At 66.9% G+C, this 14876-nt stretch carries 15 protein-coding genes and 3 tRNA genes; 10 read left to right on the top strand and 8 right to left on the bottom strand.

Annotated features, from left to right (window positions below; all coding sequences use genetic code 11):
* The first annotated feature begins 11 nt into the window (after positions 1-11).
* Positions 12-443, top strand: a complete 432-nt coding sequence (locus BWQ92_RS19755; protein WP_076802484.1) for an SRPBCC family protein — start codon at positions 12-14, stop codon at positions 441-443.
* A 28-nt stretch (positions 444-471) separates the two neighbouring features.
* Here BWQ92_RS19755 and BWQ92_RS23885 read toward each other — a convergent pair whose 3' ends face one another.
* Together BWQ92_RS23885 and BWQ92_RS19765 are read right to left on the bottom strand one after the other, a co-directional pair.
* Positions 472-771 (bottom strand): LapA family protein, encoded by a 300-nt coding sequence (locus BWQ92_RS23885; RefSeq protein WP_172804314.1) that lies wholly within the window; start codon positions 769-771, stop codon positions 472-474.
* Positions 772-1151: 380 nt separating this feature from the next.
* Positions 1152-1224 (bottom strand) — tRNA-Arg (locus BWQ92_RS19765).
* 207 nt (positions 1225-1431) lie between these two features.
* Between BWQ92_RS19765 and BWQ92_RS19770 the strand changes: the two genes are divergently transcribed.
* From BWQ92_RS19770 to ettA, 3 genes are all read left to right on the top strand, one after another.
* Positions 1432-1983, top strand: a complete 552-nt coding sequence (locus tag BWQ92_RS19770; RefSeq protein ID WP_076802489.1) for a single-stranded DNA-binding protein — start codon at positions 1432-1434, stop codon at positions 1981-1983.
* Between the two features lie 57 nt (positions 1984-2040).
* Positions 2041-2607, top strand: coding sequence for a DUF6993 domain-containing protein (locus BWQ92_RS24380; RefSeq protein WP_236783010.1), 567 nt, complete (start codon positions 2041-2043; stop codon positions 2605-2607).
* A 78-nt stretch (positions 2608-2685) separates the two neighbouring features.
* Complete coding sequence (gene ettA / locus BWQ92_RS19780; protein ID WP_076802493.1) at positions 2686-4368, top strand: energy-dependent translational throttle protein EttA; 1683 nt, start codon at positions 2686-2688, stop codon at positions 4366-4368.
* Between the two features lie 113 nt (positions 4369-4481).
* Here the strand turns inward: ettA and BWQ92_RS19785 are convergent, their stop codons facing one another.
* Complete coding sequence (locus BWQ92_RS19785) at positions 4482-5453, bottom strand: acyl-CoA thioesterase (RefSeq protein WP_076802496.1); 972 nt, start codon at positions 5451-5453, stop codon at positions 4482-4484.
* A 63-nt stretch (positions 5454-5516) separates the two neighbouring features.
* On the opposite strand from BWQ92_RS19785, the gene BWQ92_RS19790 reads away from it, so the two are divergent.
* On the top strand, positions 5517-6194 hold the full coding sequence (locus BWQ92_RS19790) for a hypothetical protein (protein ID WP_076802498.1): 678 nt from the start codon (positions 5517-5519) through the stop codon (positions 6192-6194).
* Between the two features lie 12 nt (positions 6195-6206).
* On the opposite strand, the gene BWQ92_RS19795 is transcribed toward BWQ92_RS19790, so the two are convergent.
* The 4 genes from BWQ92_RS19795 to pepN form a co-directional block, all read right to left on the bottom strand.
* Positions 6207-6677 (bottom strand): globin, encoded by a 471-nt coding sequence (locus BWQ92_RS19795; protein WP_076802501.1) that lies wholly within the window; start codon positions 6675-6677, stop codon positions 6207-6209.
* A 2-nt stretch (positions 6678-6679) separates the two neighbouring features.
* Positions 6680-7342, bottom strand: a complete 663-nt coding sequence (locus BWQ92_RS19800; protein ID WP_076802504.1) for a mechanosensitive ion channel family protein — start codon at positions 7340-7342, stop codon at positions 6680-6682.
* Positions 7343-7449: 107 nt separating this feature from the next.
* The gene (locus tag BWQ92_RS19805; protein WP_076802507.1) at positions 7450-7929 is read right to left on the bottom strand and encodes an OsmC family protein; all 480 of its coding nucleotides are present in this window, start codon (positions 7927-7929) and stop codon (positions 7450-7452) included.
* Positions 7930-7938: 9 nt separating this feature from the next.
* Complete coding sequence (gene pepN / locus BWQ92_RS19810; protein ID WP_076802510.1) at positions 7939-10491, bottom strand: aminopeptidase N; 2553 nt, start codon at positions 10489-10491, stop codon at positions 7939-7941.
* Between the two features lie 193 nt (positions 10492-10684).
* Between pepN and BWQ92_RS19815 the strand changes: the two genes are divergently transcribed.
* The 4 genes from BWQ92_RS19815 to BWQ92_RS19830 all read left to right on the top strand — a co-directional run bounded on the left by BWQ92_RS19815 (position 10685) and on the right by BWQ92_RS19830 (position 14418).
* The gene (locus BWQ92_RS19815; RefSeq protein WP_076802512.1) at positions 10685-11698 is read left to right on the top strand and encodes a hypothetical protein; all 1014 of its coding nucleotides are present in this window, start codon (positions 10685-10687) and stop codon (positions 11696-11698) included.
* A gap of 141 nt (positions 11699-11839) precedes the next feature.
* Positions 11840-12334 (top strand): ribose-5-phosphate isomerase, encoded by a 495-nt coding sequence (locus tag BWQ92_RS19820; protein WP_076802514.1) that lies wholly within the window; start codon positions 11840-11842, stop codon positions 12332-12334.
* Positions 12334-13236, top strand: a complete 903-nt coding sequence (locus BWQ92_RS19825; protein ID WP_076802517.1) for an Fpg/Nei family DNA glycosylase — start codon at positions 12334-12336, stop codon at positions 13234-13236. Before BWQ92_RS19820 ends, BWQ92_RS19825 begins: the two co-directional genes overlap by 1 nt.
* Before the next feature lie 24 nt (positions 13237-13260).
* Positions 13261-14418 carry a winged helix DNA-binding domain-containing protein gene (locus tag BWQ92_RS19830; RefSeq protein WP_076802519.1) on the top strand — a complete coding sequence of 386 codons (1158 nt, stop codon included), beginning with the start codon at positions 13261-13263 and terminating at the stop codon, positions 14416-14418.
* Positions 14419-14499: 81 nt separating this feature from the next.
* Here BWQ92_RS19830 and BWQ92_RS19835 read toward each other — a convergent pair.
* Positions 14500-14573: transfer RNA gene (locus BWQ92_RS19835), tRNA-Gly, on the bottom strand.
* A 154-nt stretch (positions 14574-14727) separates the two neighbouring features.
* Here BWQ92_RS19835 and BWQ92_RS19840 point away from each other — a divergent pair.
* Positions 14728-14802 (top strand) — tRNA-Pro (locus BWQ92_RS19840).
* Positions 14803-14876: the final 74 nt, after the last annotated feature.

Raw genomic sequence — 14876 nt, forward strand, 5'->3', positions numbered from 1 at the left:
GAGGGGAAGCCATGGACAAGCAGGTCAGGGAAGCGCGGGCAAGCGTCGTCGTCGCGGCGCCGCCGGGGCGGGTCTGGGCGGCACTGACGGATCCCGCCGACGTCAGGGAATACTTCCTCGGCACTCATGTCACATCCACCTGGCGGGAAGGTGAACCGGTGACGTTCGAGGGGGAGTGGCACGGCAAGTCCTACCGCGACAAGGGGACCGTGCTGGAAGCCCGCCCGAATGAACTCCTGCGCATCACCCACTACAGCCCGCTGTCCGGGCTGCCCGATGAGCCGGACAGTTACCACACCGTGGAATACGGGCTGGAGCCGGTGGCAGAGGGGACCCGGGTCAGCATCACCCAAGGCAACAACAAAAGTGATGACGAGGCCGCGGAATCGGAAAAACTCTGGGGCATGGTGCTCGGCAACCTCAAGCAGTACCTGGAGGACTGAATGCCCGACGGCCGGCGTTGTGTGCGGCTTAGCGGTTCCGGCCGGCCTGCACCCTGCGCCGGTGGGCAGCGGCGCGCAGCTGGATGATCCGGGCTGCGCCGGCCATGGCCACGAGGACTCCGCCGCCGACTGCCGCGATGAAGAGGGACACGCCGAGCGACACCGCTCCTTCGAGGCCGAAGAATTTCACCTGGACGAGTTCCTGGTTCTGCAGGATGAAGACGATCAGCAGCACCAGCACCACCAGCGCGGAGGCCACCGCCGCCCAGATCATCCCGGCGCGCGTCACGCGACGCTCCGGCTCCGCGATGCCCGGCTGCGGTGGCACAGTTCCGTCATACCCCGGGATGGCCGCCGTCCCGGGATGGCGGCTGGCCGTCGGGGTTCCCGAAGGCGTGCCCGGTTGAGTCAGGTCATGAGGGGCGCTGGTGTGGGGCTGATCTGGCGCCGGGCCCGCAGGCCGTGGCGTCTCCGGCTCGGTTGGGTGTCCGCCCGACTGGCTTTGCTGCATCCGGGTGTTCCTTCCTCGGCTGTCAGGTGCACCGGCCCTGCATTCCACCGGCGTCATTCCGATCATAGGCACAATCCGGCGGTAATAGTAAGCATGCTTGGCAGTTGCCGCCGGTTCAAGAACCATGTGCAAAGAACGCCAGCCAAAGAAAACACCCCGGTCCGAAGACCGGGGTGTTTTCTGCTCCATCACAAACGCGCCCCAGGAGGGAATCGAACCCCCGACCGGCGGATTAGAAGGCCGCTGCTCTATCCCCTGAGCTACTGGGGCAATGGCTGTCCATCACATTGCTGGCGCCTAAAAAGTCTACATTGACTTGCATCCTGCCAGTGTCAGGCGCCGGCGTGGTTCACCGTGGCGTATCTTGCGGCAGCTGCGGTTTTCCACATACGGAACTTCGGCACTCCCTGCCAGCCCGCTGCCGACTGATGCTTGAACTGCCTGCTAGGGCACGACACTTCGAGACAGGACAGCAAGATGACTGACACCATTACGCTCCGCGGCTTCGTGGCCACGGAAATCAAGAGTTCCACAACTCCCGGAGGCGTTCCCACCGCCTCATTCCGGCTCGGTTGCCCCGAACGGCGGTTCGACAAGGCTGCCGGCGCCTGGGTGGAATCCAACATGAGTTGGTTCACTGTCCAGGGGTATCGCCAGCTGGCCGGGAATATGGGCTGCAGCATCAAGAAGGGCCAGAAGGTCATCGTCGTCGGCAAGCTGAAATTGCGCAGCTGGGAGAAAGACGGCCGCACCCATCATCAGGCCGACATCGACGCAGACGCCGTGGGCCACGACCTCCGATGGGGGACCGCCAACTACCTTCGCAACTCCAACCCGCAGTCCGCCGATGAATTCGGGCCGGCGAATAGCGGAAATCCCTTCTCAGGGGTGGGCGGGGACGGGCCCGACGATGACCGCGAGGAGGGAGAGGAGCGGGATGAGGACGCGGCCGGCATCTTCCTGGACGACAACGGCGACGAACTGCAGCTCGATCCCGACACGGGCGAACTTAGCGGAGCTGCTGCCTGAACGCCGGAGGCGTGCGGCACCGCACCCCCTGGCGGTGCCGCATGGCAGAATGGCTGCGTGATTCAAGCGACGAGACTTCCGGGGAACAATGCACTCCGCAGCAACGCCAGTGATACCCGGGGACACGCTCGCCGTGGTGCCGGCCGGCTTGCAGTCTCGGTTGTACTGCTGTCGGCGCTCGCCGCCTGCACGGCACCCGCGGATCAGGCGGCGGTAAGCCAGCCGGCCCCCACGCAGGCGGAAGGACAGGCAGCGGGGGGAGAGGCAGCCCCAGTCCCGGCACAATCGTCGGCATCCGCGTCCGCCCCCAAGGCCTCCGCGTCGGAGGCAGCAACCGCGGCCCTGGAGCGGACCATGGCGGAGGTCCTCGGAAACGTTGTCAAAGCCAATGCGAAACCGGCCACGGCGGACATCACCTCTGCGCTCACGGCGGCAGGTGTTCCGGCAAAAAACCTGGAGGTGTCGGCGGGACGTACCCCCACAGGCCTTGAGGTGGATTCCATGGAAGCGGCGGCAGTCCAGGGGAAGGAATGCGTGGTGGGGCAGATCCGGGAAGGGAAGGTGACGGTGACCGTGCTGCCGGCCCTGTCCAACGGTAAGTGCTTCGTGGGCGCCCCGGCCTGACCTGCATGCCGGCGTGAGGCTCATGTCAGGCCTGACGCGAATGTGAGATATGCCCGCCAACCCACTAGATTTGGAACCATGGCGGAATTTATCTACACAATGACCAAGGCCCGAAAGGCTGTTGGCGAAAAACTTATTCTCGACGACGTAAGCATGTCCTTCTTCCCGGGCGCCAAGATCGGTGTTGTTGGCCCCAACGGTGCCGGTAAGTCCACCATCCTGAAAATCATGGCCGGCCTGGACACCCCCTCAAACGGTGAGGCCCGGCTGAGCCCTGGCTACACCGTGGGCATCCTGCTGCAGGAACCGCCACTGAACGAGGAGAAGACCGTCCTGGGCAACGTCCAGGAAGGCGTGGGCGAGATCTACGGCAAGATCCAGCGCTTCAACCAGATCTCAGAGGAGATGGCCAGCCCGGACGCGGACTACGACGCACTCCTCGAGGAGATGGGCCACCTGCAGGAAGCCATCGACTCCGCCGACGCCTGGGACCTGGACTCCCAGCTCGAGCAGGCCATGGACGCCCTCCGCTGCCCGCCGGCCGACGCGGATGTCACCCTGCTCTCCGGCGGTGAGCGCCGCCGCGTGGCGCTCTGCAAGCTGCTCCTGCAGAAGCCGGACCTCCTGCTGCTTGACGAGCCCACCAACCACCTCGACGCCGAGAGCGTGCTGTGGCTGGAACAGCACCTCTCCAAGTATGAGGGCGCAGTCCTCGCCGTCACCCACGACCGGTACTTCCTGGACCACGTCGCGGAATGGATCGCCGAGGTCGACCGCGGCCACCTGTACCCCTATGAGGGCAACTACTCCACCTACCTGGAGAAGAAGCGCGCCCGCCTCGAAATCCAGGGCAAGAAGGACGCCAAGCAGGCCAAGCGGCTCGCCGAGGAACTCGAGTGGGTCCGCTCCAACGCCAAGGGCCGGCAGACCAAGTCCAAGGCACGTCTTGCGCGCTACGAGGAAATGGCAGCCGAGGCAGACCGCACCCGGAAGCTGGACTTCGAAGAGATCCAGATCCCGCCGGGACCGCGCCTCGGCGGACTGGTCCTTGAAGCCAAGAACCTGCAGAAGGGCTTCGACGACCGCACCCTGATCGACGGCCTGTCCTTCTCGCTGCCGCGCAACGGCATCGTCGGCGTCATCGGTCCCAACGGTGTGGGCAAGTCCACGCTGTTCAAGACCATCGTGGGCCTCGAGCCCCTCGACGGCGGCGAGCTGAAGATCGGCGACTCGGTCAAAATCTCCTACGCGGACCAGAGCCGCGGGGGCATCGACCCCAACAAGACCCTCTGGGAGGTCGTGTCCGACGGTCTCGACCACATCCAGGTGGGCAACGTTGAAATGCCGTCCCGCGCCTACGTCGCGGCGTTCGGCTTCAAGGGACCGGACCAGCAGAAGAAGGCCGGCGTGCTTTCCGGTGGTGAGCGCAACCGCCTCAACCTGGCGCTGACCCTCAAGCAGGGCGGCAACCTGCTGCTGCTCGACGAACCGACCAACGACCTCGACGTCGAAACCCTCAGCAGCCTGGAAAACGCGCTGCTGGAGTTCCCGGGCTGCGCCGTCGTGGTTTCCCACGACCGCTGGTTCCTGGACCGCGTGGCCACCCACATCCTTGCCTACGAGGGTGACGAGGAAAACCCCTCGAAGTGGTACTGGTTTGAAGGCAACTTCGAATCCTACGAGGAGAACAAGGTGCAGCGCCTCGGCCCCGACGCCGCCAAACCGCACCGCGTGACGCACCGCCGCCTGACGCGCGACTAACCAGGCAGCGGCACACCAGGCGCAGGTATGCAAAGGGCCGGGCCCGGGCTGGACAGTTCAACTGTTCAGCCCGGGCCCGGCCCTTTTCGGGTCCGGCCCTTTTTGGTGCCAGCTCAGGCCTTGCGCATCTGGTGCTGCAGGATCTTGGACTGCACGGCGCCCGCTACCTTGCTTTTGATGTCCGTCGGGACCCGGACCATGCCCTCCTGGGCCACGGACGCGACGTGCAGGCCCTCCCGGTTGAAGATCTTGCCGGTGGCAAGGCCGCGTGCTCCCTGGGCGCTGGGTGATTCCTGCACGTACAGGAGCCACTCGTCAACGCGGACCGGACGGTGCCACCACATGGCGTGGTCGAGGCTGGCCACGCTCATGCCCGGCGTGATCCAGCTCAGCCCGTGCCTGCGGAGGATTGATTCGAGCAGAGTGTAGTCGCTGGCATAGGCCAGGGCGGCGCGGTGGGTATTGGCGTTGTCCGGCATGGCGCTGAAGGTCTTCATCCACACGGCGTTGCGCGCTTCCTTCTTCCCCGGGGCCGCCACGTACAGGGCGGGGTCGACGTGGCGGATATCGAACGGCCGCTCATACGCCCAGTGCCGTGCGACGGGATGGTCGAACTTGCCCAGCAGGTCCGCGGTGCTGGGCAGCATCTCCGGGTCGGGGATGCCGGCAGGCATCTCGGACTGGTGCTCAATGCCGTCGTCGCCGGCCTGGAACGAGGCGATCATGGACAGAATCGGCGTGCCGTCCTGGTAGGCATGCACGCGCCGTGCGGAGAACGAACGGCCGTCCCGCAGGCGCTGGACACCGAAGGTAATGGGCTTGTTCGCGTCGCCGGGCCGGAGGAAGTAGCCGTGCATGGAATGGACCGCGCGCTCCTCATCCACCGTGCGCATGCCCGCAATCAGGGACTGGGCCAGGACCTGGCCGCCGAAAACCCGCTGGTGCGGCTGGCGCTGCGACGGGCCCATGAAGATGTCCTCGTCGGTGCGGGCGCCTTCCAGCTCGCCGAGGTCCAGCAGGTCGAGGAGGGAAGTGGTGGGGTCATTCGTGGGCAAGGCCTGCAATCCGGCGTCCGCTTCAGTCATGGTTTGACTCTAGACGGCACCCCGGCACCGCTCAACCGGGCCTCAGCCGGTAGTGTTCTTAACGTGTCTGATCTCCTTACCCAGTCTTTCAGCTTCGCCGACCCCCGCGACCTCGCCGATCTCAGGACCTTCGTCACGCGCGCCAAAGCCATCGATGACGGCGCCATCCGCCTGCAGGCGGCCGGAACGGTCCTGGCTGCCTACGTTTGCGTCCTCCGGCCCCGGATCCTGGGGGAATCAACGCCCACCATCCTCGGCCTGCGGACCATGGGCCTGGCGGAGCCGTCCGCCGTCGACGTCACGGTTCCGCTCGCCGCTGTCCTTGACCGGCTGGCCCGGGCAGGGGAGAACGACGCCGAACTGCCGGTCCCGCCGTCGACCGTCACCGAATCATGGGCCGGGGTGGGCGCGCCGCGCAGCGGCTGGGAACTGGTGGACTCCGTCCCTGACGCCGAACTGCGTCAGGCCGCCGAAGCAGGCATTGCCGAAGTGGCCGGGATCGTTCCGGACAAGCCGGGCGCGGCGATCGTGAACAATGCCCGCGCCGCCGTCTGGGGGCGCGAACTGGAGGGGCGGCACGGGGTGCCGGCAGGAGCGGCGTTCGCCGCCCTCGCCCTGGGCTTCCTGGGCGGAAACGAACCTGGTGAGGGCGAACAGCAGCTCTACCGCGCCGGACGCTGGTTCCGGCTCAGCGGCAGCCGCGGGCACGTGCTGGCCCGGACCGGCGCAGGCCTGCTCTAGTCAGCGCCTGTTTCAGTTGGCGCCTGTCGGGCTGTTCACCATGGAGAGGGCAGCCCGCTCCATGTAATCCCACAGCGTTCCCTCGTAGAGCGGCGGCAGGCCCAGCGAATCGACAGCTGTCCGCATGTGGTGCAGCCACCGGTCCTTGGCCTCGGGCGTCACCCGGAACGGCATGTGGCGCATCCGCAGCCGGGGGTGGCCGCGTTCCTCGCCGTAGGTGGTGGGGCCGCCCCAGTACTGCTCGAGGAACATCAGGAACCGCCGCTTGGCCGGTCCCAAATCCTCCTCCGGATACATGGGGCGCAGCAGCGGATCCGTGGCCACGCCGTCGTAAAAGACATCAATGAGCTTCACGAACGTCTCGTGGCCGCCCACCGCGTCATAGAAGTTGTCGGTGTAGCCCGGCTGGCTGAACGGGTCATTGCGCATCAGCGGCTTGCGGGCGCCGCGCTCCGGCGGGGTGGGAAGGGATGGCATGGTCATGGCTATTCTCCGGCCTTCTGCTGGGGTGCGTGCTCGGCTTCGTCGGCGGACTCTCCAGGCTCGGCCGGCGGGACGTAGTTTCCCTGTGAGCGGTTGCCCACACGGAGGATTTCGCCGTTGCGGAGGTACCAGATGGCACCGTTCTCGTCGCGCACTCGCGTGATCCGCAGTCCGATCGACTCCACCACGCCCACCACCTCACTGGTCTCGATGATGTCGCCAATGCCGTACTGGTCCTCGATGGTGATGAAGATGCCGGCCAGGAAGTCCCTGATCAGCTGCTGGGCACCAAAACCGATGGCGATACCGAGGATTCCCACGCTGGTCAGCAGCGGCGCCACATCGACGTCGAGGTTTTTCAGGATGTAGATGCTGGTGATGACGGCAATGATCACGCCGATGCCGCTCTTCAGGAGCGAGCCGATCGTGTGGGCCCGCTGCACGCGCCGCTCGTGGTCCAGGGCGCGCAGCGCCGGCGCCACCCAGCGGAAATGCGGCTTCTTGAACAGCGACGTGCCGGCCGCCACGCGTTTGGTGATCCTGGCGATCAGGAAACTCGCGATCAGCCACAGGATAATGCCTGCGCCGAGGCTGATGGCCACGCCGACGAGGTCAAGTCCTGTGGGCTCCAGTGAGGCCGAGGGCGTTGTGAACATGCTGTACATCTGCAGGAAGGCTCCTAGCTGCTGTCCGGCGGCGGCCGGTCTCCGCCCTTGCCGGGGAGACCGGCCGCCCTTTGGTCGCTTTTAAGCCTAGCGGGGTCTGCGGCTGGCTATGGACTTCCGGCTGTGGTAACAGGAACGTGCAGCACCGGGAAATTTACGCTGCGGGCAATGAAGCACACCTGGTGCGCCTCATGGTGCAGCTGCTCCGCCAGCGCGACGTGCGCGGGATCCGCAACCGTCACCTGCGGGCGCAGGGTCACGGTTTCGAACTGGCCGCTGCCGTCCCGGTTCAGGCGCATCATGCCCGTGGCGTTGTCCTCGTAGGAGAGAACCACCACACCATGCTTCACCGCGACGTGCAGGAAGGAGAGCATGTGGCACTGCGCCAGTGCCGTGAGCAGCAGCTGCTCGGGGTTGTACCGGGAGCGGTCGCCGTGGAACGTGGGGTCGGCCGAGCCCTGCAGCACCGGCAGCCCCGGGATCTCGATGTCGTGGTCCCGCGAGTACTCCCGGTAGGACGACGTGCCGCTTCCGAGGTTGCCGGTCCAGCGGACTGTCAGCGAATAGTGGTGTTCGTTGAGCGCCACGGATCCGGCCTAGACATCAGCCGCGCGGGCCCGGAGCGCCCGGGCCACGCCGTCGCGGTTTTCCAGCATCATCCGGCGCAGCGCTGCACTCTCCTCCGGCAGCGACGCCAGGAACTCGTCGGTCCGGTCCACGATGGCCTGGCTCGTGAGCTGCGCAGGGTACAGCCCGACGACGATCTGCTGGGCCAGGGCAAATGTCCGTTCGGTGACGATGCCGGGCACGGCCTGGAAGTACTTCTCCGCGTACGGCTCCAGCAGCTCGGTGTCCAGGACCCGTGTGAAGCCGGCGACGGCGGAAGCCTGGATGGCGTTGGAGAGCTCGCCCTTGACGACGATCGACTCCCAGGCCTCAGCCTTGGCCTCCGGTGTGGGGATGGCAGCCTTCGCCAGGGCGGCGGCGTTCTGGCCGCTGGAGGTGTTGTCCCGCTCGAGTTCCGCGTCGATATCTGCCTGGCCGAGCCTGCCGCCGGCAACGAGCGAAGCCACGAGCTCCCAGCGCAGGTCCTGGTCCACATCGAGCCCGGCCAGGGCGACCGAGCCGTCCAGCAGGCCGGCGACCCGGTCGAGCTGCTGTCCGCTGCGGGCCAGGAGCGCGAACGACTTGATGAACTGCAGCTGGGCGTCCGAGCCTCCCGGCACGTCCGAGGCGAGTTCCCAGAGGCGGTCGACGGCGGCCACGGTGGTGGCTTCACGGTGTTCCTCGGCCACGTAGAACGTGAGCGTGGTGGCCAGCTGCCGCAGCTGCACCAGGATCACCGAGGAATCAGACTCGGAGGCGATGTTGGCCAGGATCAGCTCAACGTAGCCGCGTGCAGGGCTCTCGCCGTCCCTGGCAGCGTCCCAGGCCGAGCCCCACACCAAAGTCCGCGGCAGGCTTTCACGGAAGTCCTTCAGGTGCCGGGTGGCCGTGGCCAGTGACTGCTCATCCAGGCGCACCTTGGCGTAGGCGAGGTCGTCGTCATTGAGCAGGATCAGGTCCGGCCGCTGGAGCCCGGCCAGTTCCGGCACCTCGGTGCGTTCGCCGTCGACGTCCAGTTCCTCACGGTGCACGCGCTCAAGCGTGCCCTCCGCGGTGAGGTCGTAGAACCCCACCGCCAGGCGGTGCGGGCGGATGGTGGGCTGCGCGGCCGCGGCGGACTGCAGGATGGCGAAGGACGAGATGGTGCCGTCCGCGTCCACGGCCAGCTCCGGCTTGAGCGAGTTCACCCCGGCCGTTTCCAGCCAGAGGCGGCCCCACCGGTCCAGGTCACGTCCGCTGGCCTTCTCCAGTTCAACCATCAGGTCACCGAGCTCGGTGTTCCGCCAGGAGTGCTTGGCAAAGTATTCACGCACGCCCGCCATGAACTTGTCCGGCCCCACCCAGGCCACCAGCTGCCGCAGCACGGAGGCGCCCTTGGCATAGGTGATGCCGTCGAAGTTCACCTCGACGTCATGCAGGTCGTTGATCTCGGCGAAGATCGGGTGGGTGGTGGGCAGCTGGTCCTGCCGGTAGGCCCACGACTTTTCGACCGAGGCGAAGGTGGTCCAGGCGCTCTGGAACTTCGTGTTCTCCACCGCCGCCAGGTGCGACATGTATTCAGCGAAGGACTCGTTGAGCCAGAGGTCGTTCCACCAGCGCATGGTCACGAGGTCCCCGAACCACATGTGGGCCAGTTCGTGCAGCACGGTGATGGCACGGCGCTCCACCTGTGCCTCCGGGACCTTGCCGCGGAAGACGTAGCCCTCGAGGATGGTGACCGCGCCGGCGTTTTCCATGGCGCCGGCGTTGAACTCGGGCACAAACAGCTGGTCGTACTTCTCAAACGGGTACGGGCAGCCGAACTCGGCCTCGAAGAACTCGAACCCCTGCCGGGTGAGCTCAAAGATGTTGTCCGCGTCCAGGTACTGCATGAGGGATTTGCGGGCGAAGACGCCCAGCGGCACGACGCGGCCATCCGAACTGGTGACGTCGCTGCGCACCGACTGGTACGGTCCGGCGATCAGTGCGGTGACGTACGAGGACAGGCGCTGGGTGGGCGGAAAGTCCCAGACCGAGCGGGCGCCGCCGTCTTCCGCCGGGGAAGCCGGCACGGGCTCCGGCGTCGGGGAGTTGGAGACGACGTCCCAGTGCGAGGGCGCGGTGACGCGGAACCGGAAGGTGGCCTTGAGGTCGGGCTGTTCAAAGACGGCGAACATGCGGCGCGAATCCGGCACCTCGAACTGGGTGTACAGGTACACCTCGCCGTCCACAGGGTCCACGAAGCGGTGCAGGCCTTCGCCGGTGTTCATGTAGGGGGCGTCCGCCACCACGGTCAGCTCGTTCTCCGCGGCCAGGTCCGGCAGCTGGATCCGGATGCCGTCCGACACCTCGGCGGGGTCCAGGACGCGGCCGTTCAGCGTCACGCTGTGGACAGCGTCCGTCACGGCGTCAATGAACGACGACGATCCCGGCGCCGCCGTGAACCTGACAGTGGTGGTGGAACCGAAGACCGTCTCGCCCCTGGTCAGGTCCAGGCTGACATCGTAGGAGTCGACGGCGATCAGGGCGGCGCGCTCGCGTGCTTCGGCGCGGGTCAGGTTCATGCCTGGCAAGGTGGGTGCCTCCAGAGGTTGTGGTGGCCGGACTGGCCCGGTCCGCCGGCTGCGCGCACGGTGTTCCCGCATGCGTTGCATCACTGTGAAGCCATTGTTTCATTCCGGCGCGCCTTGGCAAGTTGCGCAGCTCACGTCCCTGGCGGCACTCTTCAGCCGGCAGCCGCAGGGGTAGCGTTAAGGCATGGGAAAGATCCTCGATGCTGTGGACACCAAGGCGCTGCGGTTCGCGATCGGCTTCCCAGTGTTGCTCGCCGCGGGCTTCGCCGTCAGTGCCGTGCTGTTGCGCCCGGATCTGCCGGAACCCGTCGCGGTCATGTGGGACAACGACGGCGGTACCGCCTTCGCGCCGTTCCCCGCCTTTGTGGGCGGCGGGGCGGCCCTGATTGTCATCATTGGCTGGCTGGCCCTGCTGCAGTCCGTGCCGCTTTCGCGGCCAACAGTGATGCGCCGGATCATGATGGGTGCAGGGTTGACGGTGAGCCTGTTTGTCACCACCGTGCTGGCCGCCGCCCTCGTGGGCCAGGCCGGGGTGGCTGATGCACGGGAATCCAGTGTCGACATGATTGTCCTCGCCATGGGCAGCGGTGCCGCGCTGTCGCTGGGTGTCATCATCGGATTCGTCTTCAAGGCGGACCACCAGTGGACACCGGAGGATGACCGCGCCCTGCAGCGGGCGCTGGAGCAGGAACTCGACCCCGAGCTGGCCAAGGACTCCGTGCGGTTCTGGGTGCATGCGCGCAGCTCCGTCTTCGTCATGATCGCCATCGCCAGCCTGTTTCCCGCTTCGCTGATCGCCATTGCCGTGCCGTGGCTGGGGGCCCTGCTGGTGGCCGCCGCACTGGTGGGTGCCGCGTTCCTTTTCGCCCGGGTTACCGCTGACCGCAGCGGCCTTCGCGTTTTCCTCGCCGGCATCCTGCGTGTGGTTGATGTCCCCGCCGCCGCCATTTCAGCAGCGGATCCCGCCGACGTCCGTGCCGCCGATTACGGCGGCTGGGGCTACCGCCACCACGACGGAACCGCAGCCGTCCTGGTCAGCAGCGGCCCCGCCGTCGTCGTCCGGAAGACCGACGGCCACCGGCTCGCCGTAAGCGGCAAAAACCCCGACTCCGCCGCCCTTCTCGCCGAGGTCCTGACCCGTGTGGCAGCGAGGGCGCGCCGCGACGGGCGCCCGCCCGAGACCCGCCCGCCAGCCTAGGGCGACGCCCAGGCGTAACTGCCGCGTAACTGCGCGGCCCGCAACCCGCCGCGGGAATCACACCGAGTACTCTTGGATCTGTTGATTTGACCTGTACCAGCCCGGCCGCGCCCCGGTGCTGACGACTGAACGGAAGCTACCGTGACAACAAACCCTGCCTTTCCGCGGGTCCACATCGCCACCGACCACGCCGGCATGGAGCTGAGCGCCCACCTGGTTAAGCACCTGACGGCGAACGGCTACGAGGTGGTCGATCACGGCCCCAAGGAATACGACGCCCTGGACGACTACCCGTCGTTCTGCATCAACGCGGCCCTCGCAGTGGTGGCGGACCAGGAAGCCGGCGTCCACGCGCTTGGTATCGTGCTGGGCGGATCCGGCAACGGTGAGCAGATCGCCGCCAACAAGGTCAAGGGTGTCCGCGCCGCCCTCGCCTGGAACCACGCCACCGCCACGCTGGCCCGCGAGCACAACGATGCCAACGTCGTGGCCGTCGGGGGGCGCCAGCACAGCGTCGAGGAAGCCACGGCGCTGATCGAAGCCTTCCTGCAGGAACCCTTCAGCAACGATGAGCGGCACGTGCGCCGCATCGGCAAGATCGCCACTTACGAAACCACCGGCGAGATCGTCGAATAGTGCCGGAAGGCCACTCGATCCACCGGCTTGCCCGCCAGTTCGGTGACGTCTTCGCCGGCGAGCGGCTGGCCGTCAGCAGCCCGCAGGGCCGCTTTGCCGCCGGCGCCGCCCTGCTGGACGGGAAGAGCATGGTGCACGCGTCCGCGCACGGCAAGCACCTGTTCCTGCACTTCGAGCACGGGCTGGTGCTGCACGTCCACCTGGGCCTCTACGGCGCCTGGGATTTCGGCGGGGACAGCCAGTTCCGCGGCGCCTCCAGCATCGGCGCGCCGCGCAGGGTGGGGGAGCGGGAAGTGGCCGGCAGCGCCGGCGATCCTCTGCCGGCCGGGTATGCGGGTCCGCCGGCGCCGGTGGGCGCCGTGCGGGTCAGGCTGGCAAGTGCCCACGGCTGGGCCGACCTGCGCGGCGCCACCACGTGCGCGGCCATCACCGAGGCTGAGGCGGCCGCCGTGCTGGACAGGCTTGGCCCGGATCCGCTCCACAACTCCGGCAGCAGCAGGGACGACTTCATCCGGCGCATCCTGACCAAGCGGACCCCGGTGGCCACGCTGCTGATGGACCAGAAGGTGATTGCCGGCGTCGGGAACGTGTACCGGGCCGAGGTGCTGTTCCGGGGCAGGATCGACCCCCTGCTTCCCGGCCGCGCGCTCACTGAGGACGCCGCCGGCCTCCTCTGGGACGACACGGCCGCGGTGATGTCCGACGGCGTCCGCGACGGGCGGATCATCACCACCACCGCCGGCTTCTGGACCCGAAGCGACCAGCTTCCGCCGGGGGAGGAGGCGCACTTTGTCTACCGCCGGCATGGCCAGCCGTGCCGGGTCTGCGGCACCGCGGTTGCCCTGTCCGAACACGCGGCCCGCAAGCTGTACTGGTGCCCGTCCTGCCAGCAGCCGGAGTGAGCTGACCTTCGACGGGGGCGGGCGATGACTAACAGGCCGGTGCGCGGGTATTCGTGGGCGCAGGTGTGCGCCAGGCGCCTTGAGCGCCAGGGGCTTGCGGCTCCCTCTCCGGCAGACTCTCCGGCTGACATCGTGCGGGCAATGTGCGGCGCGCACGCCCAGGTGATGCCGGCCGCCGAACTCTCTGTGGGGATGCGCGGCGACGGGATATCCCGGGCCGACGTACACAAAGCGCTATGGGAAGACGGAACCGTGGTCAGGACCTTCGGGCCCCGGGGAACCGTGCATCTGCTGCCCGCTGCCGATCTGTCCCTTTGGACCGGAGCGCTGGGAGCCATTCCTTCCCACACCTCGTTGGGTCAGTTCCTGACACCCGGCCAGACGGATCAGATCGTGGACGCCATTGCAGACGCACTGCGGGCGGACGAACTGACAGTCGACGAACTCAACGACGCCATCGTCGCCAGAACGGGAGCGTGGGCGGCAAACCCTGTGATGCCCGCTTTCCAGACAATGTGGCCACGATGGCGGGCGGCGATGGGGACCGCGGGCTTCCGCGGGGCGCTCTGCTTTGGCACCGGCAGGGGGCGGGCAGCGACGTACCGCAGCCCGGCGCAGCTGCTTCCCGGGTTCCGGCCGGCTGAGGCCGCGTCCGCGCTCGGCTGGCTCGTCCGGGCCTACCTGCGGGCCTATGGCCCCGCCACGCCGGCCCATTTCGCGCGCTGGCTGTCGGTTCCGGGGGAGTGGGCAGCCCGGCTCTTTGACCACCACCGCGGAGAGTTTGCGGAAGTAGCGGTGGAAGGGATGCCCGCCTGGGTGCTGCGGGATGACGCCGGGGCCATCTCTGCTGAACCAGCGGGAGTCAGGCTGCTGCCCTACTTCGACTCCTACGTTGTGGCCGGCCAGCCCAGGGAACTTCTGTTCCCGGATGTGGCACGTACCCGCGCCCTCTCCCGGGGGCAGGCAGGTAACTATCCCGTCATACTTGTCGACGGCGTCGTCCGCGGACTCTGGCACCACCGCCGCTCCGGAAGGAAACTGGAGATCACCGCCGAGCTGTTCCAGCCGGCCGGTACAACCCAGCTGGGAGAGCTGGCCCAGCAGGCGGAACGGATCGGACAGTTTTTGCAGGCTGAAGCCCGCCTGACCCTCGGCCAAGTGGACATCGGGGGACACGCCTAGGCGGGGTTTGTCCTGAACAGGCGCTGTGTCATGGGAGGGGTATAACAAAAGAGGCCCCTCATCGAGGGGCCTCTTTGTTTCTGGAGGGGACGACGGGAATCGAACCCGCGTAATCAGTTTGGAAGACTGAGGCTTTACCATTAAGCTACGTCCCCGAGGAAAGCGTTCCGGCGCTGGTCTTGTTCCGGCACTGGCCTTGGGGCTTTTCTTCGGCGGCTGTTCAAGCCGGATATAACTAAACCTAATTCATGCCCCCAGTGTCAAATGTGCAAACCCGGCAGGTATGAACGTAGACTGTCCTGTGCATTACGGGGTGTAGCTCAGCTTGGCTAGAGCGCCTGCTTTGGGAGCAGGAAGTCGCAGGTTCAAATCCTGTCACCCCGACTCTGCGGCCCGGGCCCAGGCCTGGTCACAACAACGCGTTGCAGAGCCCATCCAACAAAACCAGGAGTACTTAG

The sequence above is a fragment of the Arthrobacter sp. QXT-31 genome, from assembly GCF_001969265.1.
Classification (GTDB): Bacteria; Actinomycetota; Actinomycetes; order Actinomycetales; family Micrococcaceae; genus Arthrobacter.

Excerpts from the sequence above, each read along its gene's own strand:
- BWQ92_RS19755 (WP_076802484.1), top strand. The coding sequence starts at position 12 with ATGGACAAGCAGGTCAGGGAAGCGCGGGCAAGCGTCGTCGTCGCGGCG.
- BWQ92_RS19770 (WP_076802489.1), top strand. The coding sequence starts at position 1,432 with ATGACTGACACCATTACGCTCCGCGGCTTCGTGGCCACGGAAATCAAG.
- ettA (WP_076802493.1), top strand. The coding sequence starts at position 2,686 with ATGGCGGAATTTATCTACACAATGACCAAGGCCCGAAAGGCTGTTGGC.
- BWQ92_RS19785 (WP_076802496.1), bottom strand. The coding sequence starts at position 5,453 with ATGACTGAAGCGGACGCCGGATTGCAGGCCTTGCCCACGAATGACCCC.
- BWQ92_RS19795 (WP_076802501.1), bottom strand. The coding sequence starts at position 6,677 with ATGACCATGCCATCCCTTCCCACCCCGCCGGAGCGCGGCGCCCGCAAG.
- BWQ92_RS19800 (WP_076802504.1), bottom strand. The coding sequence starts at position 7,342 with ATGTACAGCATGTTCACAACGCCCTCGGCCTCACTGGAGCCCACAGGA.
- pepN (WP_076802510.1), bottom strand. The coding sequence starts at position 10,491 with ATGAACCTGACCCGCGCCGAAGCACGCGAGCGCGCCGCCCTGATCGCC.
- BWQ92_RS19815 (WP_076802512.1), top strand. The coding sequence starts at position 10,685 with ATGGGAAAGATCCTCGATGCTGTGGACACCAAGGCGCTGCGGTTCGCG.
- BWQ92_RS19830 (WP_076802519.1), top strand. The coding sequence starts at position 13,261 with ATGACTAACAGGCCGGTGCGCGGGTATTCGTGGGCGCAGGTGTGCGCC.